Origin of the sequence: Nevskia soli DSM 19509, assembly GCF_000711955.1 — a bacterium.
Taxonomy (GTDB): Bacteria; Pseudomonadota; Gammaproteobacteria; order Nevskiales; family Nevskiaceae; genus Nevskia; species Nevskia soli.
In genome coordinates, this window is record NZ_JONR01000019.1 from 67896 (window position 1) to 91920 (window position 24025).

The 24025-nt window shown below is 66.0% G+C and carries 25 protein-coding genes; all 25 read right to left on the reverse strand.

Translation table 11 applies throughout. From position 1 onward, the window contains the following. Positions 1 to 43 precede the first annotated feature (43 nt). Entirely contained in the window at positions 44 to 334 is a 291-nt protein-coding gene (gene ftsB, locus BP26_RS0111215) for a cell division protein FtsB (RefSeq protein WP_029920671.1), read from the reverse strand. A 4-nt stretch (positions 335 to 338) separates the two neighbouring features. Then, positions 339 to 1637 carry a phosphopyruvate hydratase gene (gene eno, locus BP26_RS0111220; RefSeq protein ID WP_029920672.1) on the reverse strand — a complete coding sequence of 433 codons (1299 nt, stop codon included), beginning with the start codon at positions 1635 to 1637 and terminating at the stop codon, positions 339 to 341. Positions 1638 to 1677: 40 nt separating this feature from the next. Further along, complete coding sequence (kdsA, locus tag BP26_RS0111225) at positions 1678 to 2514, reverse strand: 3-deoxy-8-phosphooctulonate synthase (RefSeq protein WP_029920673.1); 837 nt, start codon at positions 2512 to 2514, stop codon at positions 1678 to 1680. Positions 2515 to 2617: 103 nt separating this feature from the next. Continuing rightward, positions 2618 to 4276, reverse strand: a complete 1659-nt coding sequence (gene pyrG / locus BP26_RS0111230) for a CTP synthase (protein ID WP_029920674.1) — start codon at positions 4274 to 4276, stop codon at positions 2618 to 2620. A 114-nt stretch (positions 4277 to 4390) separates the two neighbouring features. Next, on the reverse strand, positions 4391 to 5491 hold the full coding sequence (locus BP26_RS0111235) for an SPOR domain-containing protein (RefSeq protein ID WP_029920675.1): 1101 nt from the start codon (positions 5489 to 5491) through the stop codon (positions 4391 to 4393). A 91-nt stretch (positions 5492 to 5582) separates the two neighbouring features. Then, on the reverse strand, positions 5583 to 6347 hold the full coding sequence (locus tag BP26_RS0111240) for an S-methyl-5'-thioinosine phosphorylase (protein ID WP_029920676.1): 765 nt from the start codon (positions 6345 to 6347) through the stop codon (positions 5583 to 5585). Between the two features lie 40 nt (positions 6348 to 6387). Further along, positions 6388 to 7260, reverse strand: a complete 873-nt coding sequence (locus BP26_RS0111245) for a M48 family metalloprotease (RefSeq protein WP_029920677.1) — start codon at positions 7258 to 7260, stop codon at positions 6388 to 6390. After that, positions 7260 to 7727 (reverse strand): SH3 domain-containing protein, encoded by a 468-nt coding sequence (locus BP26_RS26635; protein WP_051748857.1) that lies wholly within the window; start codon positions 7725 to 7727, stop codon positions 7260 to 7262. The genes BP26_RS0111245 and BP26_RS26635 overlap by 1 nt, the downstream gene beginning before the upstream one ends. A gap of 36 nt (positions 7728 to 7763) precedes the next feature. Then, positions 7764 to 9596, reverse strand: a complete 1833-nt coding sequence (locus tag BP26_RS0111255; protein WP_029920679.1) for a CHASE2 domain-containing protein — start codon at positions 9594 to 9596, stop codon at positions 7764 to 7766. 272 nt (positions 9597 to 9868) lie between these two features. Then, positions 9869 to 10417: a hypoxanthine-guanine phosphoribosyltransferase gene (locus tag BP26_RS0111260; RefSeq protein ID WP_029920680.1), complete on the reverse strand. Its 549-nt coding sequence runs from the start codon at positions 10415 to 10417 to the stop codon at positions 9869 to 9871. Further along, a complete protein-coding gene (gene nagZ, locus BP26_RS26640) occupies positions 10414 to 11373 on the reverse strand; it encodes a beta-N-acetylhexosaminidase (protein WP_245611776.1) in 960 nt (319 codons plus the stop codon). Before nagZ ends, BP26_RS0111260 begins: the two co-directional genes overlap by 4 nt. 120 nt (positions 11374 to 11493) lie before the next feature. Continuing rightward, entirely contained in the window at positions 11494 to 11979 is a 486-nt protein-coding gene (locus tag BP26_RS0111270; RefSeq protein ID WP_029920681.1) for a CYTH domain-containing protein, read from the reverse strand. An 11-nt stretch (positions 11980 to 11990) separates the two neighbouring features. After that, the gene (gene rlmD, locus BP26_RS0111275) at positions 11991 to 13313 is read right to left on the reverse strand and encodes a 23S rRNA (uracil(1939)-C(5))-methyltransferase RlmD (protein ID WP_029920682.1); all 1323 of its coding nucleotides are present in this window, start codon (positions 13311 to 13313) and stop codon (positions 11991 to 11993) included. After that, on the reverse strand, positions 13313 to 14113 hold the full coding sequence (locus BP26_RS0111280) for a 3'-5' exonuclease (protein ID WP_029920683.1): 801 nt from the start codon (positions 14111 to 14113) through the stop codon (positions 13313 to 13315). Before BP26_RS0111280 ends, rlmD begins: the two co-directional genes overlap by 1 nt. Before the next feature lie 8 nt (positions 14114 to 14121). Beyond that, positions 14122 to 14823 carry a polysaccharide deacetylase family protein gene (locus BP26_RS0111285; protein WP_211254895.1) on the reverse strand — a complete coding sequence of 234 codons (702 nt, stop codon included), beginning with the start codon at positions 14821 to 14823 and terminating at the stop codon, positions 14122 to 14124. Positions 14824 to 14981: 158 nt separating this feature from the next. Next, entirely contained in the window at positions 14982 to 15872 is an 891-nt protein-coding gene (gene cysM, locus BP26_RS0111290) for a cysteine synthase CysM (protein ID WP_029920685.1), read from the reverse strand. A 31-nt stretch (positions 15873 to 15903) separates the two neighbouring features. Beyond that, on the reverse strand, positions 15904 to 16662 hold the full coding sequence (gene pdxJ, locus BP26_RS0111295; RefSeq protein WP_029920686.1) for a pyridoxine 5'-phosphate synthase: 759 nt from the start codon (positions 16660 to 16662) through the stop codon (positions 15904 to 15906). Positions 16663 to 16727: 65 nt separating this feature from the next. Further along, positions 16728 to 17417 carry a DNA repair protein RecO gene (gene recO, locus BP26_RS0111300; protein ID WP_029920687.1) on the reverse strand — a complete coding sequence of 230 codons (690 nt, stop codon included), beginning with the start codon at positions 17415 to 17417 and terminating at the stop codon, positions 16728 to 16730. A 105-nt stretch (positions 17418 to 17522) separates the two neighbouring features. Next, the gene (gene era / locus BP26_RS0111305; RefSeq protein ID WP_029920688.1) at positions 17523 to 18407 is read right to left on the reverse strand and encodes a GTPase Era; all 885 of its coding nucleotides are present in this window, start codon (positions 18405 to 18407) and stop codon (positions 17523 to 17525) included. Further along, positions 18400 to 19092, reverse strand: coding sequence for a ribonuclease III (gene rnc, locus BP26_RS0111310; RefSeq protein ID WP_029920689.1), 693 nt, complete (start codon positions 19090 to 19092; stop codon positions 18400 to 18402). Before rnc ends, era begins: the two co-directional genes overlap by 8 nt. Further along, on the reverse strand, positions 19089 to 19481 hold the full coding sequence (locus BP26_RS0111315) for a DUF4845 domain-containing protein (protein ID WP_029920690.1): 393 nt from the start codon (positions 19479 to 19481) through the stop codon (positions 19089 to 19091). Before BP26_RS0111315 ends, rnc begins: the two co-directional genes overlap by 4 nt. A 51-nt stretch (positions 19482 to 19532) precedes the next feature. Further along, complete coding sequence (gene lepB, locus BP26_RS0111320; protein ID WP_029920691.1) at positions 19533 to 20318, reverse strand: signal peptidase I; 786 nt, start codon at positions 20316 to 20318, stop codon at positions 19533 to 19535. Positions 20319 to 20330: 12 nt separating this feature from the next. Further along, a complete protein-coding gene (lepA, locus tag BP26_RS0111325) occupies positions 20331 to 22145 on the reverse strand; it encodes a translation elongation factor 4 (protein ID WP_029920692.1) in 1815 nt (604 codons plus the stop codon). Between the two features lie 57 nt (positions 22146 to 22202). Beyond that, positions 22203 to 22451 (reverse strand): glutaredoxin family protein, encoded by a 249-nt coding sequence (locus BP26_RS0111330; RefSeq protein ID WP_029920693.1) that lies wholly within the window; start codon positions 22449 to 22451, stop codon positions 22203 to 22205. Between the two features lie 7 nt (positions 22452 to 22458). Next, positions 22459 to 23991 (reverse strand): Do family serine endopeptidase, encoded by a 1533-nt coding sequence (locus BP26_RS0111335; RefSeq protein WP_029920694.1) that lies wholly within the window; start codon positions 23989 to 23991, stop codon positions 22459 to 22461. Between the last annotated feature and the right edge of the window lie 34 nt (positions 23992 to 24025).

The window sequence follows — 24025 nt, forward strand, 5'->3', positions numbered from 1 at the left end:
TTGGAGGGCAACGCATGCGCGAAAGCCTTGAAAACAGTGCCTTTCACTGGGGCGTGTTAGGGGCAACCACGAGGTAGAAGGTTTCGCCCTTGCGGATCATGCCCAGCTCGGTGCGGGCATGCGCTTCGATGGCGGCGCCGCTGTTGTGCAGGTCGGCCACTTCCGCTTCCAGCACCGAGTTGCGCAGCTGCAACTGGGTGTTGGACTCGGCCTGCTCATCGACAGCCTTCTGCAGGCGGCGCGTATCGAAGATCCCGCCATCGCCGATCCAAAGCCGGTACTGCAGTCCCGAAAGGACCAGGCACAGGGCGACGAGGGCGAGGCGTTTCTTCAAGGGCTTACGGCAGACCGATCGGGAACGCCGAAGCGCCCGGGTAGCGTGCGCGCTTGCCGAGCATGTGCTCGATGCGCAGCAGCTGGTTGTACTTGGCCATGCGGTCGGAACGGCACAGCGAGCCGGTCTTGATCTGGGTCGCGCTGGTGCCCACCGCGATGTCGGCGATGGTGGCGTCCTCGGTTTCGCCGGAGCGGTGCGAGACCACGGCCGAGTAGCCGGCGTCGGTGGCCATGCGGATCGCTTCCAGGGTTTCGCTGAGGGTGCCGATCTGGTTGGGCTTGATCAGGATCGAGTTGCCGATGCCCTTGATGATGCCTTCCGCCAGGATCTTGGTGTTGGTGACGAACAGGTCGTCGCCGACCAGCTGCACCTTGCCGCCGAGCTTCTGCGTCAGGATGCCCCAGCCGGCCCAGTCGTCCTCGGCGCAGCCGTCCTCGATCGAGATGATCGGGTAGCGCGCGGCGAGATCGGCCAGGTAGTCGGCGAATTCGGCCGCGGTGTACTGCTTGCCCTCGCCTTCGAGATGATACTTGCCCTTCTTGAACAGCTCGCTGGAGGCGACGTCCAGGCCCAGGTAGATGTCCTTGCCGGCCTTGTAGCCGGCGGCGCCGATGGCCTCCAGCAGGCATTCCAGCGCGGCCTCGTTGGACGGCAGGTTCGGGGCGAAGCCGCCCTCGTCGCCGACCGCGGTGCTGAGCTTGCGCGCGTGCAGCACTTTCTTCAGGGAGTGGAAGATTTCCGCACCCCAGCGCAGCGCCTCGCTGAAGCTGGGCGCGCCCACCGGCAGGATCATGAATTCCTGCACGTCGACGTTGTTGTCGGCATGGGCGCCGCCGTTGATGACGTTCATCATCGGCACCGGCAGGGTATCGGCCTGGATGCCGCCCAGGTGGCGGAACAGCGGCTGACCGTTCTCGGCGGCTGCGGCCTTGGCGCTGGCCAGGGAGACGGCGAGGATGGCGTTGGCGCCGAGGCGCGACTTGTTCTCGGTGCCGTCCAGATCGATCATCGCCTGGTCCAGCTCGCTCTGGTCCTGCGCGTCGAAGCCGTTCGCCAGTTTGGCGATCTCGGTTTCGACGTTCTTCACCGCCTGCAGCACGCCCTTGCCCAGGTAGCGGGCCTTGCCCTTCTTCGGCAGGCCGTCGCGGAGCTCGGCGGCTTCGCGCTTGCCGGTGGAAGCGCCGGAGGGAACGGCGGCGACGCCGCGTGCGCCGGAGGCCAATACCACTTCGGCCTCGACCGTCGGGTTGCCGCGGGAATCGATGATTTCGAGTGCACTGACTTGAACGATTTTCGACATGCTATTGTTTCTATTGATTAATTTAACTAAGAATAAAGGATCAGGAGGTCAGCTGGCGTTCCAGCAGGCCGCTGCGCTTGGTCAGGCGGTCCAGCTCGACCAGCGTTTCCAGCAGGCCACCGATGTGCTTCAGCGGCAGGGAGTTGGGGCCGTCGCACAGCGCCTCGTCCGGGCGCGGATGCGTTTCCATGAACAGGCCGGAGACGCCGGCACCGACCGCGGCGCGCGCCAGCACCGGGATGAACTCGCGCTGGCCGCCGGAGGCGTTGCCCATGCCGCCCGGGAGCTGCACGGTGTGGGTGCAGTCGAACACCACCGGGGCGAAGTCGCGCATCACGGCGAGGCCGCGCATGTCGGCGATGAGGTTGTTGTAGCCGAAGGAGAAGCCGCGCTCGCACAGCAAGAACTGCGGCGCGGCCACGGCCTTCATCTTCTCGATCACGTTGCCCATTTCCCAGGGCGACATGAACTGGCCTTTCTTGACGTTGACCGGCTTGCCCAGCTTGGCCACGCTCTGCATGAAGTTGGTCTGGCGGCAGAGGAAGGCCGGGGTCTGGATCACGTCCACCACCGAGGCCACTTCCTTGAGCGGGGTGTCCTCATGCACGTCGGTCAGCACCGGCACGCCGATCTGCTTCTGCACCGCCTGCATGATCTTCATCCCGCCTTCCAGGCCGGGACCGCGATAGGACGTATGCGAAGAACGGTTCGCCTTGTCGTAACTGCCCTTGAAGATGTAGAGGATGCCGAGCTTGTCGGCGATCGCCTTGATGTGTCCGGCGACCTCGATCGCCAGGGCCTCGGACTCCAGCGTGTCCGGGCCGGCGATGACGAAGATCGGATGGTCGATGCCTACATCACGTCCGCAGAGCATCATGACGGCAGTGACCAGTGATTAGTGGCCAGTGGCCAGTAAAAAACAGCAGCAACCAAAGCAGCGGCACCAGTCATTGACCACTGACCACTAATCGCTGTTTTTTTCATGCTGCCTTCGCCTGGTGGGCCAGATGCTGCTCACGCGCAGCGCGGATGAAACCCTCGAACAACGGATGGCCGTCGCGCGGGGTGGAGGTGAATTCCGGATGGAACTGGCAGCCGACGAACCAGGGATGCTCCGGCAGCTCGACCATCTCGACCAGCTCGCCGTCCTCGGACATGCCGGCGATGGTCATGCCCTTGGCGGTCAGCGCTTCACGATAGTTGTTGTTGAACTCGTAGCGGTGGCGATGGCGCTCGCTGATCAGCTCGGCGTTGTACAGCGCGCGCGATTTCGAGCCCGCCACCAGGCGGCATTTCTGCACGCCCAGGCGCATGGTGCCGCCGAGATTGGAGTTCTGGTTGCGGCGCTCGATGCGGCCGCTGGCGTCCTGCCACTCGGTCACCAGCGCGATCACCGGATGCGGTGAATTGGGCGCGAACTCGGTGCTGTGCGCGTCGGTCAGGCCGACCACATTGCGGGCGAATTCGATCGCCGCCACCTGCATGCCCAGGCAGATGCCCAGGTAGGGGATCCTGTTTTCGCGCGCATAGCGCGCCGCCGCGATCTTGCCTTCGATGCCGCGCTCGCCGAAGCCGCCCGGCACCAGGATGGCGTCGGCGCCCTGCAGCACGCGCGCGCCCTGGCTTTCCACCGCCTCGGACTCGATGTAGCGGATCTTGACCCGGGTGGCCGTGTGCAGGCCGGCGTGGTACAGGGCCTCGTTGAGCGACTTGTACGCATCGGCGAGGTCAACGTATTTGCCGACCATTGCCACCTGCACTTCCACGTCCTGGCGGTCGCGGGCGCTGACCACGTTTTCCCAGGCCGACAGGTCGGACTGGCGCGCGTCGATGCCGAAGTGCTCGACCACCAGCTCGTCCAGGCCCTGCTGCTGCAGCCAGCCGGGGATCTTGTAGATATCGTCGAGGTCGATGGCCGAGATCACCGCGCGGTACGGCACGTTGGTGAACAGGGCGATCTTGCGCTTCTCGGCATCGGGAATCGGCCGCTCGGAGCGGCACAGCAGCACATCCGGCTGGATACCGATGGAGCGCAGTTCCTTCACCGAGTGCTGCGTCGGCTTGGTCTTCAACTCGCCGGAGGAGCGCACGAAGGGCAGCAGGGTCAGATGCATGTACATCGACTGCTTGCGGCCCAGCTCTGCGCCCATCTGGCGGATCGCCTCGAGGAACGGCAGCGACTCGATGTCGCCCACCGTGCCGCCGATCTCGACCAGGCAGATATCGGCGCCGCGGGCACCCTCGCGGATGCGCTGCTGGATTTCATCGGTGATGTGCGGGATCACCTGCACGGTGCGGCCAAGGTAGTCGCCGCGGCGCTCCTTCTCCAGCACATTGCGGTAGATCTGGCCGGTGGTGACATTGCTGTGGCGGCTGGTCTTGCCGCGGAGGAAGCGCTCGTAATGGCCAAGATCCAGATCCGTCTCGGCGCCGTCTTCGGTGACGAAGACCTCGCCGTGCTGGAACGGACTCATGGTCCCCGCATCGACATTGATGTAGGGATCCAGCTTGATCATATGGACGGTCAGTCCGCGCGATTCGAGAATCGCGCCGAGGCTCGCCGCGGCGATGCCTTTACCCAGCGAGGACACCACGCCGCCGGTAACGAAAATAAAACGGGTCTGCGCGACGTCGGGCATTTGGTTTTCATGCTGCAGGTTTCAGCAATTTTACGGGAATACGCGCAGCCGCGCATCCGTGCTAGGCGCCGATCCGTGATTCCGCTCGTGCCGCGATGCGGCATACCGCACGGTTCAGGGAGCGGCGGCGCCCGCCGGCCCGGTTTTGTTGACCCACAGGCCCTGATAAGCGAAGCGGGCCTGCAGTTCGCCGGCCGCGGCGCGCGCGGCGTCCGCGGACGGATAGCCCTTGAGCTGGACCCGGAACCAGGTGTGATCCTTCACCAGCGCCTGTTGTACCGTGGCCGCGTAGCCCGCGCCGCGCAGCTGCTGCATATGCTTGTTCGCATCCTCCAGCGTCGGGTAGGAAGCGACATTGACCCCCCACTCGCCGGAACCGCCCGGGGGCAGACCGGGCGCGGCGGCGGCCGGCGGAGCGGCTGCAAGGGCATCCGCTTTCGGCGTCGCGAGCCCCGGCCCGGCGGATTTGACCGAGGCCGCCGGCGGCGGCTTCGGCGCTGCGGCGGCCGGCCGCGGAGTAGGGGCCGGAACGGGATCAGCTACCGGATCATCGCTGCCGGCGTCGTTCGCCGCCAGCATCGCCTCCGGCGAAGTCGGGGCGTCGATGTCGAAGCTGCGCCGCACCGCGATCCAGGCGCTGGCGTCATGCGCCACCCGTTCCGGCGGCAGGCCGGCCACGAAGCGGTAGCAGGCCGAGGGACGCAGCTTTTGCAGCTCGGTGCCGGCGTTGGGCAATACCGACAGATGTCCCGCCGCGACGCAGGCGCGCGCCACCCCGGACTGGTTGTCGAAGAAATATTCGCCTGGAATCAGCGCCGCGTGCTGGCTGCCGAAATACACGTATAGCGGCCAGCGGCCCGCCAGCGGCGACAGTTTCCACACCACACGCAGGTAACCGCGGGTCAGGCTGAAAATGGTCTTGAGGTCGTCGGCATAGCTGGCGAAGGGCATCTTTTCGATGCCGAATTCGGCCCCCGGCCCCACCTCGACAAAGCCGTGGCCGGAAAAATCCAGGGTCAGGCTACCGCCCGCGCCGACACGAACCACGTCGCGCTCATTCAGTTGGTCGCCGGCTTTCAGGCTGATATGGGTGCCCAGCCGGTCCACGCTGGCCTCGCCGGCCACACTGTCGACCGTCAGCACATCCCCGGCCCGCGCGGCGGACACGGCGGCACCCAACAGCAGCGCCGCGACTTGCAAAGAAACCCGCATCATCAAATCCGCAATGCCCCGTAACCCAAAAACCCGGGCTGTGCCGCCCGGTGTATCGACAGTCTACGCTTCCGGGCGCACGCCCGGAGCGCGTTCAACTGTCCATCACCTCGTCGCGCGCGCGCAGGGCCGGCAGTGCCCGCTCCAGGATCGCCCGCACCTTGGCCATGCCGGCCTCGATCGACTGGTGGATCTCGCCGTGGATGTCGCCCGAACCCAGGCCGGCGGCCCAGTTCACGCTGACCGCGAGGCCCGCATAGTCCAGGCCCAGTTCGCGCGCCAGGCTGGCTTCCGGCATGCCGGTCATGCCGACCATGTCGCAACCGTCGCGCTTGAGCCGCTTGATCTCGGCGGTGGATTCCAGGCGCGGCCCCTGCGTCACGCCCATGACGCCGCTTTCGGCGATGTCGACGCGCGCTTCGAGGGCCCCGTGCAGCAGCTCGCGCCGCACGCGCTCGCTGTAGGGTTCGGTGAATTCGACGTGCTTCAGCTCGGCATGTTCACCGTCCGAATAGGTGTGCTCGCGGCCGTAGGTGTAATCGATCACGTCGGTCGGCACGGCCACTGCGCCCGGAGGCAGCCAGGGCGCAATGGCGCCAACCGCGGCGATGGCGACGACGGCGCTGACCCCGGCCTGCTTCAGGGCCCACATATTGGCGCGGTAGTTGATGCCGTGCGGCGGGATACGATGCCCCTCGCCGTGACGGGCCAGGAAGATGGCCTGGATGCCGTAGACCTTGCCCAGCAGCAGCGGCGCCGACGGCGCGCCGTAAGGTGTCTCGACCAGCAACTGCTTCTGTACCACCAGTCCCGGCCATTGGTTCATGCCGGTGCCGCCAATCACTGCTACCGAAGCCATGCAAACTCCGTCCGTTGAAATTCAAACAATATTGCATAGCTTATTTCTTCGCGGTTACAGCCGCACTGGCGCTGGCGACAAAGCGCGGTTCCAGGGTCGGCTGCTGGCCGAAAGCATCCAGTTGCTCACTGAGTTTGTCGAGCTGCGCCAGCCGGTCGGCCGGCCGCGGATGCGTCTGGTACAGCAGGGCCAGGGAGCCGTCGTTGGAATCCATGCTGTCCAGCGTCTGCAGCACGGCCAGCAGGCCGTAGGGATCGTAACCGGCGTGGCCGGCCAGCTGCACCCCGAGCTGATCGGCGGCGTACTCGTCGGATTTGTCCAGGCCGCGCGTATACAAGGTCTTGGCCTGGGCCGAAACGGTATTGAGCAGTTCCGGCGGGATGCTGGCCCGCCCAGCTTTCTGCGCCAGGGCGTCGGAGCCCAGGTCGCTCAACAGCTGCGTGCCCGCCTCGCGGCGCAGGGCCTTGAGGTGGTGCTTCAGCACCACATGGGAGATTTCGTGCCCCAGCACACCGGCCAGCTCGGCTTCGTTATGCAGCCTGGCGAGCAGGCCCCGGGTGACGAAGACGTAGCCGCCGGGCGCGGCGAAGGCGTTGATGGAGTTGTCGTCCAGAACCGCAAAGCGCCAGGGCAGATCGGGCCGCTCGCTCTGCAGCGCCACCCAAAGGCCGACCTTGCCGACATAGGCCTGCAGCTCGCGGTTGCTCATCGGCTTGGCCGCGCCCAGCAAGGTGGCGGCGGCAATGCGTCCCAGTTCGTGCTCTTCCTGCTGGTCGGGCCCGATCACCGCCGTTTTCAGCTGCTTGACGCCGCTGACGATCTTGCCCAGGTCGAAGTCGATGGCCGCGGCTGTGGCGCTCGCCAGCAGGCCGCCGCCGGCGAGAGCCGCACAAATGAAAGTACGGATGGACATTACGGGCTCCCTCCCTTGCCGGAGTCGGGCCTGGCCTGCAGGCCGGCCTGGCCGGCGAAGGCACGCGCATCGGCCTCGGCCACGACTGCAGCCTCGAGGGCATCGACCGCCGGCACATCCGGCGTCGCGTTCTGCAACTCGCCCTTGCCGAAGCCGCGCACGCCGGTGGTGGCGACGGTCTGCGTCGCCACCGCGCGGCCGCCGTCGAGCACACCGGCCTTGGCGCCGGGCGCGCGCAGACGCAGCGAGGACATGCGTACCCAGCCCTGCTGCTGGCCAACCTGCACCTGGTACCAGCCGCCCTGCCGGCCAAGGATCTCGACCGGCGCCGCCGCGGGCAACGATTGCAGTGTCTTGGCGTCGGCGTAAGGCCCGTCGCGCAGATCGGTGGCATCGGAGATATAACCGGGCTCGGCTACCGCCAGCAGCGGCAGCCATAGCAAGGCCCAAAACAGTTTGCGTATCATGGATTCCCCTTCCCCCTGCAACCGGATCGACAGGCCCTAGTCTGCCCGCTTCGGCACGACGGAACCGGGCACCGGTTCAAACAATCGCACCGGCTGCTCGCGCCCCTTGGCCTTGAAATCGCCGCGGTCGATGAAGTCCACCACCGAACCACAGGCCTGGCGGGTCTGTTCCGACACCAGCACCCGCGCCACCCCCTTGGTCAGCCCCTCGATGCGGCTGGCGAGGTTCACAGTATCCCCGATCGCGGTGTAATCGGTCTTGTTTTCGGAACCGATGAAGCCTACCACCGCCGGACCGCTGTGGATGCCGATGCCGACGTCGAACTCCACCCCTTCGGTCGCCACTTCCCGGGCGAATTCAACGGCAACCCGCGCCATCTCCAGCGCGGCCTGCACCGCGCGCTCGGCCTGCCGCTGATCCGGCAACGGCGCGCCCCAGAAGGCCATGATGGCATCGCCGATGAACTTGTCGACCGTGCCGCCATGCTTGAACACGATGGCGACTTGGCGGGAGAAATAGCGGTTGAGCAGGCTCACCACCTGCTCCGGCGTGCGCGACTCGGAAAAGGTGGTGAAGCCGCGGATATCGGAAAACAGCACAGTGATCTGCTGGCTCTGCGCCCCCTGCTGCAGCAGACCGGATTGTTCCGCCACCAGGGTCTTCACCACGTGCGGATTGACGAAGCGGCTGAATATCCGCACCGCATGGTCGCGCTTGTGCCGTTCGCGCAGGTATTCGCGCAAGGCCAGTGCCAGATAAGCCACCCACAGGCTGGCCAGGGGCGCCACCACCCGCACCAGCCAGCCTTCCTGCAAAGCCCCGTAGGCGAACAGCAGGGACAGGGGGCTGAAAATCACCAGGGCCAGGCCCAACGGAAACAGGCCGACGCCACGCAGGTAGGCCAGCCCCAGCAGGAACAGGGGCAACAGGCCGATCAACACGCCGAACCAGAGCGGCGGCCGCAACAGCGCGTCGCCGTGCTTGATGGTTTCCAGTGCGGCGGCAAGGATTTCCGGACCGGTCTGCTGCTGCGCCAGCGGCGTCGGGTGCAGATCGTTGCGGCCGATGGCGGTGGCGCCGATGATCAGCACCTTGCCGTGAAATTCGTCCGGCGGCCGCTGCGGATGCTGGCGGTCGAGATCGAGAAACACATCGGAGAACGACACGCTGGCGCGCGATTGCGGCAGGCCGCGCCAGTTGATTTCGATGTCGCTGTCCGCCGGCAGCGGCCAGCCCAGATCGCGTGCAACCCGCAGCGGCAGCGAAGGGATGCGCCAGCCGTGATGCGACAGCCGAGCCAAGTAGCGCCGCCCGACACCGTCGTCGTCCGGCAGGAAGTTGATCAGGCCGATGCGGCCGGTCTCGGCGATGCGCTGGAACGGCAGCAGCAGCGGCAGGCGGGCGGCAGGATCGGCCGCAGGCCCGCGCTCGAAGCCGAGGCGCTCGCCGTAGGTCGCCAGGGCCAGGCCCTGGGTTTCGTCCACGCCGTCGAGCCGGGCCATGCCGACATAAACATTCGGCGCGGCCACCACCGTGTCGATAAAGTAGGCGTCCTGGTCCGGGTGCTCTCGCTGGGGGTCGGCGAAGAACTGGTCGAAGATGATTGCGGCGGGATGCTGCCGCCCCAGCTTCTCGATGAATTCGGCATAGACCGAACGCGGCCACTCGTAAGGACCGAACTCGGGATTCATCGCGGCGATGCTGCGCTCGTCGATGTTGACCAGCACGATATCCGCATCCGCCACGCGCCGCTGCGCATGCAGGCTCAACAACCAGTCCTGAACCCGATGCTCGGGCTGGCCGAGCCAGGCAAAAGAGGCGATTTCCAGCAGGACCAGGGCAAGCGCAACGGCGATGCGGGCGCCCACGGTGGTCAGAGCTTATCCGTGGGTAAATCGCACCTGCGACGGCGGTCATTTTTGCGTAGTGCAAGTCGGACAGAGTGCGGCATGGTGATTCCATGCAAGCTCTGGCCGGCGCAGCAATACGCAAAAATGGCCCCGTCCCGAAGGGTTGCGCCCAAAATCGCGCCAGGCTGCGTTGTCAGGCTGAGCCATGGAATCACCATGGCTCAGCCCTCCGCCTTGCCTGACGCGATTTTGGACTGCAACGCAGGCGCGATTTACCCACGGATAAGCTCTTACTCTTTGACCGCGTAAATCGCCGGCAATTGGCGCCAGTATTCCTTGTAATCCATGCCGCAGCCGAAAACATACCGGTCCGGCAGTGTCAGGCCGATGAACTCGGCATGCGCCTCCGGCGCGCGGCGATCGTGCTGCTTGTCGGCCAGCACGGCCACCTTGAGGCTGGCGGGCGAGAATTCCAGCAGGGCCTTGCGCACCGCAACCAGGGTGTGCCCCTCGTCGAGGATGTCGTCGATCACCAGGACGTGCCGCCCTTCCAGACTGGTGTCCGGCTGGCGCTTCCACAGCAGGCCGCCGCCGGTGGTGGCGCCGCGGTAGCGGGTGGCGTGCAGGTAGTCCAGCTCGAAGGCGAAATCGACACGCTTGAGGATTTCCGCCGCCGGCACCAGGCCGCCGATCATCACCGTCAGCACCAGGGGGTTCTTGCCGGCGTATTCCGCGCGCAACGCGGCGGCGAGGCGGTCGTAGGCGGCATCGACCGCCGCCGCGTCGCTGACGCAGTCCGCGTCGCGCAATACCGCCTGTGCTTCTTCCAGCCGGCTCATGCCGGGATGTCCCGGCGGTACAGCTTCTGCAGACGGGCGCTGGCCAGCTTGCGCGGCTTCACCGGCAGCCCCGCGATCAGCTTGAGCACCGACTCGCGGTCGTTGCAGATCGGCAGCATGTCGCAGCCGGCGTCCAGCGCCATCAGGGCGCGCTCGACGATTTCGCCGGCAACCTTGGCCCCGGCCATGTTGAGGTCGTCGCAGATCACCGCACCGTTGTAGCCGAACTCGGTGCGCAGCAAACCGCGGATCCAGCGGCGCGACAAGGAGGCCGGCTTTTCGTCGACCGAGGGATAGCGGATGTGGGCCATCATCAGCGACTCGATGCCGTCGTCGATCAGGGCGCGGAACGCCGCCAGGTCCTTGGCCTCGATATCGGCGTAGCTGCGCCGGTCCACCGGCAGCTCGGTATGGGAATCGGCGGCGACGGCGCCATGACCCGGGAAATGCTTGCCGGTGGCGGCCAGGCCGGCCGCATTGAGGCCGGCGCGGAAGGCGCGGGCCAGCTTGATGATGATTTCCGGGTTATCCGAGAAGGCGCGGTCGCCGATGATCTGGCTGATGCCGGTGTCGCGGTCCAGAACGGGGGCGAAACACAGGTCGATGCCGTAGCCCGCCAGTTCGCGGCCCACGATCAGGCCCTGGGCCTGTGCCTCTTCGACCGCCTTGGCCGGCGATTCGTCGTGCAGCTTGCCCAGGGTACCCATGGCGGGGATGCGGGTAAAGCCGACGCGGAAGCGCTGCACGCGCCCGCCCTCGTGGTCCACCGCCAGCAGCAGCCGGGGGCGCTTGAGCGCCAGCAGCTCGGTGCAGAGCGCGCGCAGCTGCTCCGGATCGCTGTAATTGCGTGCGAACAGGATCACCCCGCCGATCAGGGGATGCGCCAGGACTTCGCGGTCTTCGGCGGTCAGGACCAGCCCGCCGACGTCGGCCATCAATGGCCCGATAGTGCTCATGAGTTGTTGACGTTGTTACGGTTGTCTATAGGACCGCCACGCGGTCCCGGCGTGCATGCTCTCATACAATCGCGCGGCGGATGTTGCATCAGCGCACAGATTGACCGCGCCGCGCACTATTTATTCCCGCTCGGCCTGGCTCCATTCACCATAAGGCCGCTTGGCCAGGGCGTGATTGTAATAGCGTTGCTCGTCGGTGAGTTCACGCCCGAGCCATGCCGGGTGCGGAAATTCCTGGTCGACGGCGTCGAGCTCGACCTCCGCCACCACCAGGCCGGCGTTGGCGCCCTCGAACACATCGATTTCCCAGGTCAGGCCATCGCGTTCGACGTAGTGGCGCGTTTTCAGCACCAGGCCGCTGCACAGCGTGGCGAGCATTTCCTCGGCTTCGGCCGCGGGAATCTCGTATTCGTACTCGGCCCGCGCCGCACCGACTACCGCCGCCTTGATATTGAGTTTGCCGACCTTGCCCTCCAGCCGCACGCGCACCGAGGCCGGGCCGCCCAGCTCCACCAGGTACCCCTGGCGCATCGGGGTGGAGCGCGCGGATTCGGCGCGCCAGCTATCGCCCACCACCAGGAATTTGCGTTCGATTTCAGTCGGCATCGGCTCGGGTTTCAGATCTTCTCAAACAGGGCCATGGACTCGACATGCGCGGTATGCGGGAACATGTCGAGCACGCCGGCGCGGCGCAGGCGGTAACCGTGTTCCTTCACCAGCAGGCCGGCGTCGCGCGCCAGCGTACCCGGATGGCAGGACACGTAAACGATGCGCCGCGGCCTGGCGCGCGCCAGCAGCGGCAGGATTTCGCGGGCACCGGAGCGCGGTGGGTCCAGCAAGGCCAGGTCGTAAGGCTGCTGCAGCCAGGCCGCGTGCGGATCCGGCGCGAACAGGTCGGCGCGGAAGTAGCGCGCGTCGAGGCCGTTGCGGCGCAGGTTGTCGCGGCCGTGCTCGACCAGCGCGGCCTCGCCCTCCACCGCGGTCACCTGGGCACCGCTGCGCGCCAGCGGAGCGGTGAAGTTGCCGAGCCCGGCGAACAGCTCCAGCACCGTATCCCCCGGGGCCGGAGCCAGCCAGTCCAGGGCCTGCAGCACCATCGCCTGCGCCACAGGGCCGTTGATCTGCACGAAATCGGTCGGGGCGAACTCCAGTTGCAGCGCACTGCCGTCCGGAGAGTACCGCAAGGTACGAGCCTCCCCCAGGGGCTTGATCGAATCCGGACCGCCGGTCTGCAGGTAGAAATCGAAATCGTGCGCGGCGGCGAAATTGGTCAGGGCCTCGCGGTCGGCCGCGCTCGGCTCGTCCAGCACCCGCAGCACCAGGGCCGAGTGATCGGCGCAGGCAACCTCGATCTGCGGCAAACGCTCGACAATGGACAAGCCGCCGATCAGCGCAGCCAGCGCGCGCAGGCGGGTGCCGATGCGCGGATCGAGCACCACGCAGGATTCGATCGCCGCGAGGTAAGGCGATTCGCGCTCACGGAAGCCGACCAGCACCCCGCCCTTCTTCGGCACCAGCTTGGCGCCAAGCCGGGCGCGGCGGCGGTAGCCCCACACCGGACCGGTCACCGGGGCCGCCACTTCCTCCGTTTCCACGCCGCCCAGGCGGGTCAGCGCATCCAGCAACTGCTTCTGCTTGAAGACTACCTGCTGTTCCGGCGCAAGGTGTTGCAGGGTGCAGCCGCCGCAGACACCGAAATGGGCGCAGCCGGGCTCGACCCGGTGCGGCGAGGCCCGCTCCACCGCCGTCGCAGCGCCCTCATCGACATCGCGAGTGGTGCGGCTCAGCTTGTAACGCACCCGCTCGCCCGGCAGCGCGCCGGCGATGAAGGTGACCTTGCCGCCGACGCGCGCGACGCCGCGCCCATCATGGTCGAGATCGACGATATCGGCGGTGAACTCTTCCGTCGGTACGGCCCGGCGGCGTGAGCGGGAGCCCATCAGGAAGCAGTTCCCGCGTTGCTGTCCCAGGCGGCCAGGAATTCGGCCCAGTGCGGCGCCGGACTCTGCGCCAGGAACTCCCGCGCGCGCTCCACTTCCTGTTCATGTTCGGCGGCGGACAGCAGGCCGCGCATCAGCTGGAAGCGCAGGTAGATCAGGTAGGTGTTGAGCACGTCGGTTTCACAATAAGCGCGGATTTCGCCGATCTTGCCGGCACGGAAAGCTTCGGCCACCTTGGAGCCGTCCATGCCCAGCTTGCCGGGAAAGCCCAGCAGCAGGGCCATTTCATTCAGGGGCGCATAAGCGCGGGCCTGGTACAGCGCCAGCACGTCCATCAGGTCTGTGTGACGGAACTGGTAGCGGCTGATGTAATTATCCCATTTCGACTCGCGGTCGAAGTGGCCGGTATCCCAGTAACGTGGGGTGCTGAGGCGGTGGATCAGGGCGCGGTAGTGCAGCACCGGCAGATCGAAGCCCGAACCGTTCCAGGACACCAGGGTCGGCCGGTATTTTTCGACGCCGTCGAAAAAGCGCTTGACCAATTCCGCCTCCGGCGCGTCCGGCTCACCCAGCGACCAGACGCGAAAATCGTCGCCGGCGCGCAGGCAGCAGGAAATGGCCACCACCCGGTGCAGGTGCTGGGGCTGGAAATCGTGGCCTTTCTCGGCCAGGCGCTGTGCCGACATGGCCTGCGCCGCGGCCTCATCGTCAAGACCGGTGAAGCCGTGAATGCGGCGGCCACCCTCGAGATCGGGAATGGTTTCGATATCGAAGACCAGGATCGGCTCGCGGATCGGCATGAATCCCCCTATTTATCCTGGAAAGCCATGGGCAGCGAAACGCTTTTCAGGCCCATGGCGGCGACTGCGTCGAGCAATCGTGGCAGGACCGCCAGCACCACTGCCTCGCCATCGCGGGTTCGCGCGGCATTGCCGTCGTGCAACAGCAGCACGTCCCCGGCCGCAAGTCCATTGATCAGGCGCCGCAGCACCTCGTCGGGGTCGCGTTTTACTGTATCGAAGCCGCGCCGCGTCCAGGCGACATGACGCAATCCGAGGCGCGCCAATACCGGATCCAGCAGTGGGCTGCGCAAGCCCATCGGCGCTCGGAAAAAAGCCGGCAACCGTCCGGACAACGTGGCAATCAAGGCCTGTGAACTGGCAACTTCGCGGTGCAGCCGGCCGAGGCCGTACCAGGCAAAGGCATTGCTGTGGTTGTAACTATGGTTCTCGATGCTGTGACCGCGGCGCACGATGTCCTGCACCAGCGCCGGATGCAGGGCCGCCTGCTTGGCAGCGAGAAAGAAGCTCGCCTTGGCGCCGTAGCGGTCCAGCAATTCGAGCAAGCGTGGCGTCACCTGCACATCCGGCCCATCGTCGAAGGTCAGGCCGATCTCGCAGCGTGCGGCTGCCGTAGCGGGCAAGCGCAGGATGTTGGGACCAACCAGGCGGCTCGTAGGCCACAATCCAAGCCCACCCAGCACCAGGTGATTGCCGAGCAGCGCCAGCAAGAAGCCGCACCAATGCGCCGGAAATACCAGGAAGGCCAGGAATAACAGGCCGTGGAACATGATGGACAGCCGAACCAGCGGCGCCGGCCTCCAGCGCAATGGCGCGTTCGCCTGGATCGTCGTCGCGATGGCGGCGCCCGTAACGTCGGCTCCGTCCATCAATCCGGGTAGACGCCAGTGGAGATGTAGCGGTCGCCGCGATCGCAGACGATGGCGGCTACGGTGGCACCGCTGAGGCCGCGGCACAGCTGCAGCGCGGCAAACACGGAGCCGCCCGAGGAAGGTCCGGCGAAGATGCCTTCACTGGAAGCCAGCAGGCGCATGGTGTCCTCGGCATCACGGGCGCTGACCTCGACCACACGGTCGATGCGGCGCGCGTCGAAGATCTTCGGCAGGTAGGCCTCGGGCCATTTGCGGATGCCGGGGATGGAGGATTCGCCGTCCGGCTGCACGCCGACGACCTGGATCGCCGGATTCTGCTCCTTGAAGAAGCGCGAGCAGCCCATGATGGTGCCGGTGGTACCCATGGTGGCGACGAAATGGGTGATGCTGCCCTGCGTATCGCGCCAGATTTCCGGAGCGGTGCCCTCGTAATGGGCGCGAGGGTTGTCCGGGTTGGCGAACTGGTTGAGTACCTTGCCCTTGCCTTCCCGCTCCATCTGGTCGGCCAGGTCGCGCGCGTATTCGATGCCCTGGGCCTGCGTCACCAGCACGATTTCGGCGCCAAAGGCCTTCATCACCGCCCGGCGCTCGGCGCTCATGTGCGCCGCCATGATCAGCACCATGCGATAACCCTTGATCGCCGCGGCCATGGCCAGGGCAATGCCGGTATTGCCCGAGGTGGCCTCGATCAGGGTGTCGCCCGGCTTGATCTCGCCCCGCTCCTCGGCACGGCTGATCATCGAGTAGGCGGGACGGTCCTTGACCGAGCCGGCGGGATTGTTGCCCTCCAGCTTGAGCAGGAGGGTATTGTCACCGATGCCCGGCAGGCGGGTGACGCGCACCAGCGGGGTGTTGCCGATGGTGCCGGCGATGGTGGAGATGGCCATCCGCCTATTCTACCGGCTCCGGAGCCGTTGCTCAGTCCCCGCCGCCCAAGCCGCAACGCGCCTGCACCATGGCCCGCCGCATCTCGGCCACCGCCGCGGGCAGGCCGACGAACACCGCGCGGCCGATGATCGCATGGCCAATATTCAGTTCGACGATCTCCGGGATCGCGGCGATTGGCGCCACGTTGTCCAGATTGAGGCCGTGGCCGGCGTGCACTTGCAGCCCCGCCGCCCGCGCCGCCTGGGCAAAGGCGGCGATTTTTTCCAGCTCACCGGTCTGGGCGCCAGCGGTCAGCGCATCGGCATAACCACCGGTGTGGATCTCGATATGCGGGGCGCCGCAATCCAGGGTGGCGCCGAGCTGGCGCATTTCCGCGTCGATGAACAGGGATACCTCGATGCCGGCCTGCGCCAGCCGCGCACAGGCGGCAGCGACCTCGCGCTGCTGGCCGGCCACGTCGAGGCCGCCCTCGGTGGTGCGCTCCTCGCGCCGCTCCGGCACCAGGCAGGCATAGCGCGGCTTCAGGCGACAGGCGAACGCCACCATCTCGTCCGTCACCGCCATTTCCAGATTGACCGGGACCGGGCTGCGCGGCAGCAACCGTTCGACGTCCCGGTCCTGGATATGACGGCGGTCTTCGCGCAGGTGCACGGTAATGCTGTCGGCACCGGCACTGGCGCACAACAGGGCCGCCTCCACCGCGTCGGGGTAAGCGGTGCCGCGCGCCTGGCGCAAAGTGGCGACGTGGTCGACGTTGACGCCCAAGCGGATCGGTGAGGATTGGACCATCGGTGCGGGACTCCAGCTTTTTCGAACAATCCGGGCATGGCCGCCCGGTTCTTGTAGAGGGGCGTTTACATCCCGCGCAGTGCGCGCAACAGGCGCGGGGTTTCCAGTTCACGGCCGGCGAGCTGGTGGTGCAGCGCGACACGCAACAGTTTACGCGCATCGCGCAGGGCTTCGCGCGTTTCCAGCCGCTCTTCGGCCAGGGCGATGAGGCTGGCACCGGCATAACTGTCCGCCTCGGCGCTGGCGATGACCCGTGCGCCCCGCTCCGGGTCGAAATGATAGCGCTGCAGCGGCTCCAGATCCGCCGACAGCGGCAGGGCGTAGCCCATTTCGGCCAGCAGGTGCTTTTCGAAGATGCGCAGAGCCGCTTCGCCGCCGCTGCCGGGCAGCTCTGCCAGTGTCATGATGTAGTCGCGATACAGCCAGGGATGGGGGTCGTGCCGCCCGGTCAACTTGAGCAACAGTTCATTGACATACCAGCCATGGAAAACCCGCTCGCCGCTGAGTTCGGCGGTGGGGCCATCGGACTCGGCCGCGGTCAGGGTGCCCAGCTCGCCCGACTCGCTCCACGACAACAGCAGCGGGGTGAACATCTGCAGCACGCCGCGCAATTTCGAACGGGGCCCGCGCGCGCCGCGTGCCACCAGGCCGACGCGGCCGTGATTGCGGGTGAACACTTCCAGCAGCTGGCTGCTCTCGCGGTACGGCCGCTGCGCCAACAGGTAGGCCGGCTCGAATTCGATGCGGGCGCGCATGACTACGTCAAGTGGCCAGTGGGCAGTGACTAGTGGTTAGTAAAGACATGACCACCACTTTTGCGCTGACTGGTCACTGACCACTAATCACCAGCCACTTGCTTCTCAGTTGTCGAGGTAGCCGAAGCGCTTCAGCGCCTGCGGATCGTCGGTCCAGTTTTCCTTGACCTTGACCCACAGCTTGAGCACCACCTTGGCGCCGGTCATGTACTCGAGTTCGCGCCGTGCTGCGCTGCCGATGCGCTTGAGCATGGCCCCGTCCTCGCCGATGACGATCTTTTTCTGGTTGTCGCGCTCGACCCAGATCACCGCCGAAGTCCGGATGATGGTGCCGGAATGATCGAGGGTTTCGGTTTCCACGGTGAGGGCGTAGGGCAGTTCCTGCGCCAGCGCCCGCATCAGCTTCTCGCGCACCAGTTCGGAGACTGTGAAGCGCAGGTCGTGCCCGGCGATCTGCCCTTCCGGATACAGGGGCGGGCCTTCCGGCATGCGGGAAAACAGCTCGCGCACCAGGGCATCGAGGTTGTCGCCCGACTTGGCCGACAACGGCACGATGAAGGCGTAGCTGTGCATCGCCGAAAGCTTTTCGAGTTCCGGCAACAGGCCGGCCTTGTTGTCCAGCTTGTCGACCTTGTTGACGACCAGCCCGACCGGCGCCCTGCCCTGCTTGAGCTTTTCCAGAACCGCCTCGTCCTCGTCGGTCCAGCGGCCGGCCTCGACCACGAACAGGGCCAGGTCGACGTCGCTGAGCGCGCCGCTCACCGCATCGTTCATGTAGCGGTTGAGCGCGCGCGGCGCCTTGCGGTGCAGGCCCGGTGTATCGACAAACACCACCTGGCCCTGCGGCCGGTGCAACACGCCCTGGATACGGTGGCGCGTGGTCTGCGGCTTGGGCGCGACGATGCTGATCTTGCGCCCGACCAGGGCGTTGAGCAGCGACGATTTTCCGACATTGGGGCGCCCTACTATGGCGACGATACCACTAAGCATGACGCCCTCCGGCTTCGATCAGACTGTGCAGCATACGCTCCGCCGACTGTTGTTCGGCAAATTTGCGGCTGGCGCCTTCGCCGGAACTTTCCGTGCCATCGTCCGGCAGGCGGCAGCGGATGCGGAAACTGCGCCGGTGCGGCGGCCCGTCCTCGCTCAGCACGGCATACTCCGGCAGCGGCCGGCCAGCGGCCTGCAGGTACTCCTGCAGGCGCGTTTTGGAATCCTTCAGGGTGGCGGGATCGGGCAGATGATCCAGTTCAGGCGCCAGCAGGTGCAGGCACAGATCCCGTGCCGCCGCGAAGCCGCCATCCAGATAAACGGCGCCGATCACCGCTTCCAGCGCATCGGCCAGGATCGAATCGCGGCGGAACCCGCCGCTCTTGAGCTCGCCCGAGCCCAGGCGCACCACTTCGCCCAGCTCGATGCGGCGGGCGGCCACGGCGAGGGTTTCCTCCCGCACCAGCGTCGCCCGCATCCGCGACAAATCGCCTTCCGCCGCCTTGGGCATGCGCTGAAACACGGCCTCGCCGATGGCGAAGTTGAGCAGCGCATCGCCCAGGAATTCCAGGCGCTCGTAGTTGTCGTGCCCGACGCTGCGATGGGTCAGCGCGCGGGTCAGCGCGCTTTCGTCCTGGAAACGATAGCCCAGCGCGCGCTGCAGGCGGGCGAGATCTTCGTTCAACCGACTGCGTGGCCGCGCAAGGGGATGTCTTCCGCGAAATGGATGACGATGAAGACGTTGTAGAACAGGTGGGCGCGCGCCTCGTAGTCGTACGAGATGGCCAGGATGCCCTTGCTGGTATTGCCGACCTTGATGTCCTTCGGCTCCAGCTGGCTGACGTAGTCGATGTCCCAGCGGCGCTCGATGTCGCGGCGGACATCGGTGATGTCGATCTCGCTACCGGAACTGCTGACCTGCTTGGCCACTTCGTGCAGGTCGCGCGCGATGGTCATCTGGTTCAGGTACAGCGGCAGGCACTTGATCACCACCAGCGCGACGAAGCCGATCAGCCCCAGCAGGAAAATCAGGCCGAAAATGCCCATGCCGCGTTGTCCATGTCTCGTTTTCATCTAGTTGCTCTCCCTAATTCCGCACCAGCCCACACTGGCTCCAGGTCAATCTTAATGGATCAGCTTGCCGAAGCGGGAAAGCGCCGGGCCATTGTCCCAGCTCATCCAGATCACGATGGCCCGGCCCTTGAGGTTTTCCTCGGGCACCAGGCCCCAATAACGGCTGTCGTTGGAGCCGTCGCGGTTGTCGCCCATCATGAAATAGTGGCCCGGGGGAATGATGCGGTCCACTTCCGGGCTGGGCTGGCCGGGATTCATCAGGATGTTGTGTTGCACGCCGGTGAGGTCTTCGGTGAAACGCTGCGCGATGCCGTCGACCGGGAATACCCCGGCCGGCTGCACTTCGATCTTCTGGCCGTTCACGAACAGCACCTTGTCGGTGTACTGGATGTGGTCGCCCGGGATGCCGACGACACGCTTGATGAAGTCGTTGCCCAGGTTCGGATCGGTGGCGGACTGCGCGGGATAGCGGAACACCACCACGTCGCCGCGCTTCGGCTCGCCGATCGGCAGCAGCTTGCAGTTGCCCACCGGGCAGCGCAGACCATAGCCGAACTTGTTGACCAGGATGAAATCGCCGTTGTACAGGGTCGGATTCATCGACCCGGATGGGATGCGGAACGGCTCGACCACGAAGGAGCGCAGCACGAAGACCGCCAGGATCACCGGAAACAGGCTGACGCAGAAATCGACGATCGCGCCCGGCCGCACCTCGGCTTCGGGCGCCGCCAGCGCTTTGCGGCGCCTGGCCAGCCAGAACTTGTCCAGCAGCCATACCGCGCCGGTGATGAAGGTGAGGATGGTGAGGACGAGGTTGAATCCTTCAACGAAACTCATGCTGATACGTTCCTATTCTTTCTTCTTGTTGTTGCGTTCCACGCCGAGCACCGCGAGGAAGGCTTCCTGCGGAATCTCCACGGCGCCGACCTGCTTCATGCGCTTCTTGCCTTCCTTCTGCTTCTCCAGCAATTTGCGCTTGCGCGAAATATCGCCGCCGTAGCACTTGGCCGTGACGTCCTTGCGCAGGGCCTTGACCGTGGTGCGGGCGATGATCTTGGCGCCGATGGCCGCCTGGATGGCGACATCGAACATCTGGCGGTGGATCACTTCCTGCATGCGCTCGGTCAGGTCGCGGCCGCGCGCAAAGCTGTTGTCGCGATGGATGATGCTGGCCAGCGCGTCGACCTTGTCGCCGTTGACCAGCACATCAAGCTTGACCAGGTCGGCCGCCTGGAAACGCACGAACTCGTATTCGAAACTGGCGAAGCCGCGCGACACGGACTTCAGCCGGTCGAAGAAGTCCAGCACCACCTCGGCCAGCGGCATCTCCACTTCGAGCTGCACCTGGTTGCCGTGGTATTTCAGGTTCTTCTGCACGCCGCGCTTTTCCATGCACAGCTGCATCACCGGGCCGACATAGATCTGCGGCATCAGGATGCGGGCCAGGATGATCGGCTCGCGGATCTCGTCGACTTCCGTCGTATCCGGCAGATCCGAGGGATTCTCGATCTTCTTCACTTCGCCATTGACCATGGCCAGTTCGTAAACCACCGAAGGCGCCGTAGTGATCAGGTTGAGGTTGTATTCGCGCTCCAGGCGTTCCTGCACGATCTCCATGTGCAGCATGCCGAGGAAGCCGATACGGAAGCCGAAACCCAGCGCTGTGGAGTTTTCCGGCTCGAACTGCAGGGCCGAGTCGTTCAGGCGCAGCTTTTTCAGCGATTCGCGGAAATCCTCGAAGTCGTCGGCGTCGACCGGGAACATGCCGGCGAATACCCGCGGCTGCACCCGGCGGAAGCCCGGCAGCTGTTCCGCCGAATAGCGGCCGCCCTCGCTCAGCGTATCGCCGACCGGGGCGCCGTCGATGTCCTTGATGCCGGCGACGAGGAAGCCGACTTCGCCGGTTTCCAGGGCGTTCTTCACCACCCGCTTGGGCGAATGCACGCCCAGGATGGTGACTTCATGGTCGCGGCCGGTGGACAGCACGCGGACCTTCTGGCCCTTCTGGATGCGGCCGTTGACCACGCGGATCAGGGACACCACCCCCAGGTAGTTGTCGAACCAGGAATCGACGATCAGGGCCTGCAGCGGCGCGTCCGGGTTGCCCTCCGGCGGCGGTAGCTTGTTGACCACCGCTTCCAGCACGTCCGGCACGTTGAGGCCGGTCTTGGCCGAGATGCGCAGGGCGTCGGTGGCCTCGACGCCGATGATGTCCTCGACCTCCTGCGCCACCCGGTCCGGCTCGGCGTTCTGCAGGTCGACCTTGTTCAGCACTGTCAGCACTTCCAGGCCCTGCTCCAGCGCCGTGTAGCAGTTGGCGACGGACTGCGCTTCCACGCCCTGCGAGGCGTCCACCACCAGCAGCGCGCCTTCGCAGGCGGCGAGCGAGCGGCTCACCTCATAGGAGAAGTCGACGTGGCCAGGGGTGTCGATCAGGTTGAGCTGGTAGGTCTTGCCATCGCGCGCCTTGTAATTCAGCGATACCGCCTGCGCCTTGATGGTGATGCCGCGCTCGCGCTCGATCGGGTTGTTGTCGAGCACCTGCTCGGTCATCTCGCGCGCTTCCAGGCCGCCGCAAAGCTGGATGAAGCGGTCGGCCAGGGTCGATTTGCCATGGTCGATGTGCGCGATGATGCAGAAATTGCGGATGTGCGCCTGTTTCATTCAGCGGGAGACGGGGATTGGCAGCGAAATAGCGGCGAAGTATACCGGTTTGGGCGTCTAAACCGCGGTGTCCGGGCTGGCCGCCAGGCGCCGGGCGATGGCGGCGGCATCGAGCACGCCCTCGCCCCAGACCTCCCCATCCTCGCCCAGGAGCACCGGAATCCGGCGGCCGTACAGCGCGCGCCAGTCCTCACGGTCGTCGACACCGGCGGTCCGTACCACGGCCGCCAGGCGGGGGAACTCATGCGCCAGCTCTTCGAGGAATTCCTCGCACAGGCCGCATTCGGGACGGGTCAACAGCAGCATGACGGGCTTAGCTCTTCGGCGGCACCTGGATCGCCAGGAACAGCGGCGAGCCCTGGCGCTGCACCAGCATCGGCACGGTCTGGCCCGGCGTCAGCCGCCCCACCACCTCGCCGTAGCGGCTGACGCTATCGACTTCCTGACCGGCGATGGACAGGATCACATCGCCACCCTGCAAGCCGGCTTCACGGCCCGGCCCGGCGCCGACCGCGCTGATGCGCACGCCGCCGGTGACGACCTTGGCCTTGCTGCGCTCGTCGGTGCTCAAGTCCTGCACCGTCAGGCCCAGCGGCGGGCCGCCCTGGTCGGCGCCGGGACCCGGCGACTGGCCGGGCGCCTTGGGCTTGCGCGGCGCCGGGGAACTGTTGTCCGCATCGGGCTGATCCTGCGTATCCAGGGTGCCGACTTCGACCTTGACCGTAATGCTGCGCCCGTCGCGCAGCAATTCCAGACTGACGGTGTCGCCTGGCGTGCTGTCGCCGACCAGCGGCGGCAGGGACTTGGAGGTGGTCAGTTCACCGCCGTTGTATTTCAGCAGCACGTCGCCAGCCTTGAGGCCGGCCTGGAGGGCCGGGCTGTCCGGCAGGACCTTGGCCACCAGGGCGCCTTCCGGCTTGGGCAGGTTGAAGGACTTGGCCAGGTTACGGTCCACTTCCTGCACCACCACGCCGAGCCAGCCGCGCGTGACCTTGCCGTGCTCCTTCAGTTCACGCGCCACCTTCGAGGCGATGTCGATGGGAATGGCGAAGGCCACGCCCATGAAACCACCGGTCTGGCTGTAGATCTGCGAATTGACCCCGACCACTTCACCCTTGAGGTTGAACAAGGGGCCGCCCGAGTTGCCGGGATTGATGGCGGCATCGGTCTGGATGAAGGGCACATACTGCTCGGTGTCGAGATTGCGCCCCTTGGCGGAGATGATGCCGGCGGTGACCGTATAGTCGAAACTGAACGGCGAGCCGATGGCCAGCACCCACTCGCCGACGCGGGTCTTGCGCATGTCGGCCAGCTTCACCGCGGTCAGCCCCTTGGCGTCGATCTTGAGCAGGGCGATGTCGGCGCGTTCGTCGCTGCCGATCACCTGGGCCGGCAGCTCGCGATGATCCGACAGGCGCACCGTCACTTCCTTGGCGTCGCTCACCACGTGCTGGTTGGTGAGGATGTAGCCGTCCTCGGTCAGGATGAAGCCCGAGCCGAGCGACTGCTCGTTGCCCGGCCCGGTGTCGTCGCCAGAGCCATCGTCCGCACCGTCGCCGCCGGAACTGGAGGCGCCGCCCAGCTGGTCGCCCCCACCCTTGCCATCCTTGCCGTGCTTGTCGAGAAACTTCTTCAGCCAGTCCGGCACCTGGCCCTGGGCCTCGTCGGGCCCCGGCTCATCGCCCTGCGGCGTCGCCGAAACAGCGCTGATATTGACCACCGAGGGACTGACCTGCTCCACCAGGTCGGCGAAATCCGGCAGCGACTTGGCCGGATGGGAGCAGGACGCCACCAGCATCAGCGCACAGATCGAACCGATCCGCAGGACAGGGGCTGCGAAGCGCATGAGGCAGGACTCCGATGAACGAGGGATGATGAAA

Excerpts from the sequence above, each read along its gene's own strand:
- eno (WP_029920672.1), bottom strand. The coding sequence starts at position 1,637 with ATGTCGAAAATCGTTCAAGTCAGTGCACTCGAAATCATCGATTCCCGC.
- kdsA (WP_029920673.1), bottom strand. The coding sequence starts at position 2,514 with ATGATGCTCTGCGGACGTGATGTAGGCATCGACCATCCGATCTTCGTC.
- pyrG (WP_029920674.1), bottom strand. The coding sequence starts at position 4,276 with ATGCCCGACGTCGCGCAGACCCGTTTTATTTTCGTTACCGGCGGCGTG.
- BP26_RS0111235 (WP_029920675.1), bottom strand. The coding sequence starts at position 5,491 with ATGATGCGGGTTTCTTTGCAAGTCGCGGCGCTGCTGTTGGGTGCCGCC.
- BP26_RS0111240 (WP_029920676.1), bottom strand. The coding sequence starts at position 6,347 with ATGGCTTCGGTAGCAGTGATTGGCGGCACCGGCATGAACCAATGGCCG.
- BP26_RS0111245 (WP_029920677.1), bottom strand. The coding sequence starts at position 7,260 with ATGTCCATCCGTACTTTCATTTGTGCGGCTCTCGCCGGCGGCGGCCTG.
- BP26_RS26635 (WP_051748857.1), bottom strand. The coding sequence starts at position 7,727 with ATGATACGCAAACTGTTTTGGGCCTTGCTATGGCTGCCGCTGCTGGCG.
- BP26_RS0111260 (WP_029920680.1), bottom strand. The coding sequence starts at position 10,417 with ATGAGCCGGCTGGAAGAAGCACAGGCGGTATTGCGCGACGCGGACTGC.
- nagZ (WP_245611776.1), bottom strand. The coding sequence starts at position 11,373 with ATGAGCACTATCGGGCCATTGATGGCCGACGTCGGCGGGCTGGTCCTG.
- BP26_RS0111270 (WP_029920681.1), bottom strand. The coding sequence starts at position 11,979 with ATGCCGACTGAAATCGAACGCAAATTCCTGGTGGTGGGCGATAGCTGG.
- rlmD (WP_029920682.1), bottom strand. The coding sequence starts at position 13,313 with ATGGGCTCCCGCTCACGCCGCCGGGCCGTACCGACGGAAGAGTTCACC.
- BP26_RS0111280 (WP_029920683.1), bottom strand. The coding sequence starts at position 14,113 with ATGCCGATCCGCGAGCCGATCCTGGTCTTCGATATCGAAACCATTCCC.
- cysM (WP_029920685.1), bottom strand. The coding sequence starts at position 15,872 with ATGGCCATCTCCACCATCGCCGGCACCATCGGCAACACCCCGCTGGTG.
- pdxJ (WP_029920686.1), bottom strand. The coding sequence starts at position 16,662 with ATGGTCCAATCCTCACCGATCCGCTTGGGCGTCAACGTCGACCACGTC.
- recO (WP_029920687.1), bottom strand. The coding sequence starts at position 17,417 with ATGCGCGCCCGCATCGAATTCGAGCCGGCCTACCTGTTGGCGCAGCGG.
- era (WP_029920688.1), bottom strand. The coding sequence starts at position 18,407 with ATGCTTAGTGGTATCGTCGCCATAGTAGGGCGCCCCAATGTCGGAAAA.
- BP26_RS0111315 (WP_029920690.1), bottom strand. The coding sequence starts at position 19,481 with ATGAAAACGAGACATGGACAACGCGGCATGGGCATTTTCGGCCTGATT.
- lepB (WP_029920691.1), bottom strand. The coding sequence starts at position 20,318 with ATGAGTTTCGTTGAAGGATTCAACCTCGTCCTCACCATCCTCACCTTC.
- lepA (WP_029920692.1), bottom strand. The coding sequence starts at position 22,145 with ATGAAACAGGCGCACATCCGCAATTTCTGCATCATCGCGCACATCGAC.
- BP26_RS0111330 (WP_029920693.1), bottom strand. The coding sequence starts at position 22,451 with ATGCTGCTGTTGACCCGTCCCGAATGCGGCCTGTGCGAGGAATTCCTC.
- BP26_RS0111335 (WP_029920694.1), bottom strand. The coding sequence starts at position 23,991 with ATGCGCTTCGCAGCCCCTGTCCTGCGGATCGGTTCGATCTGTGCGCTG.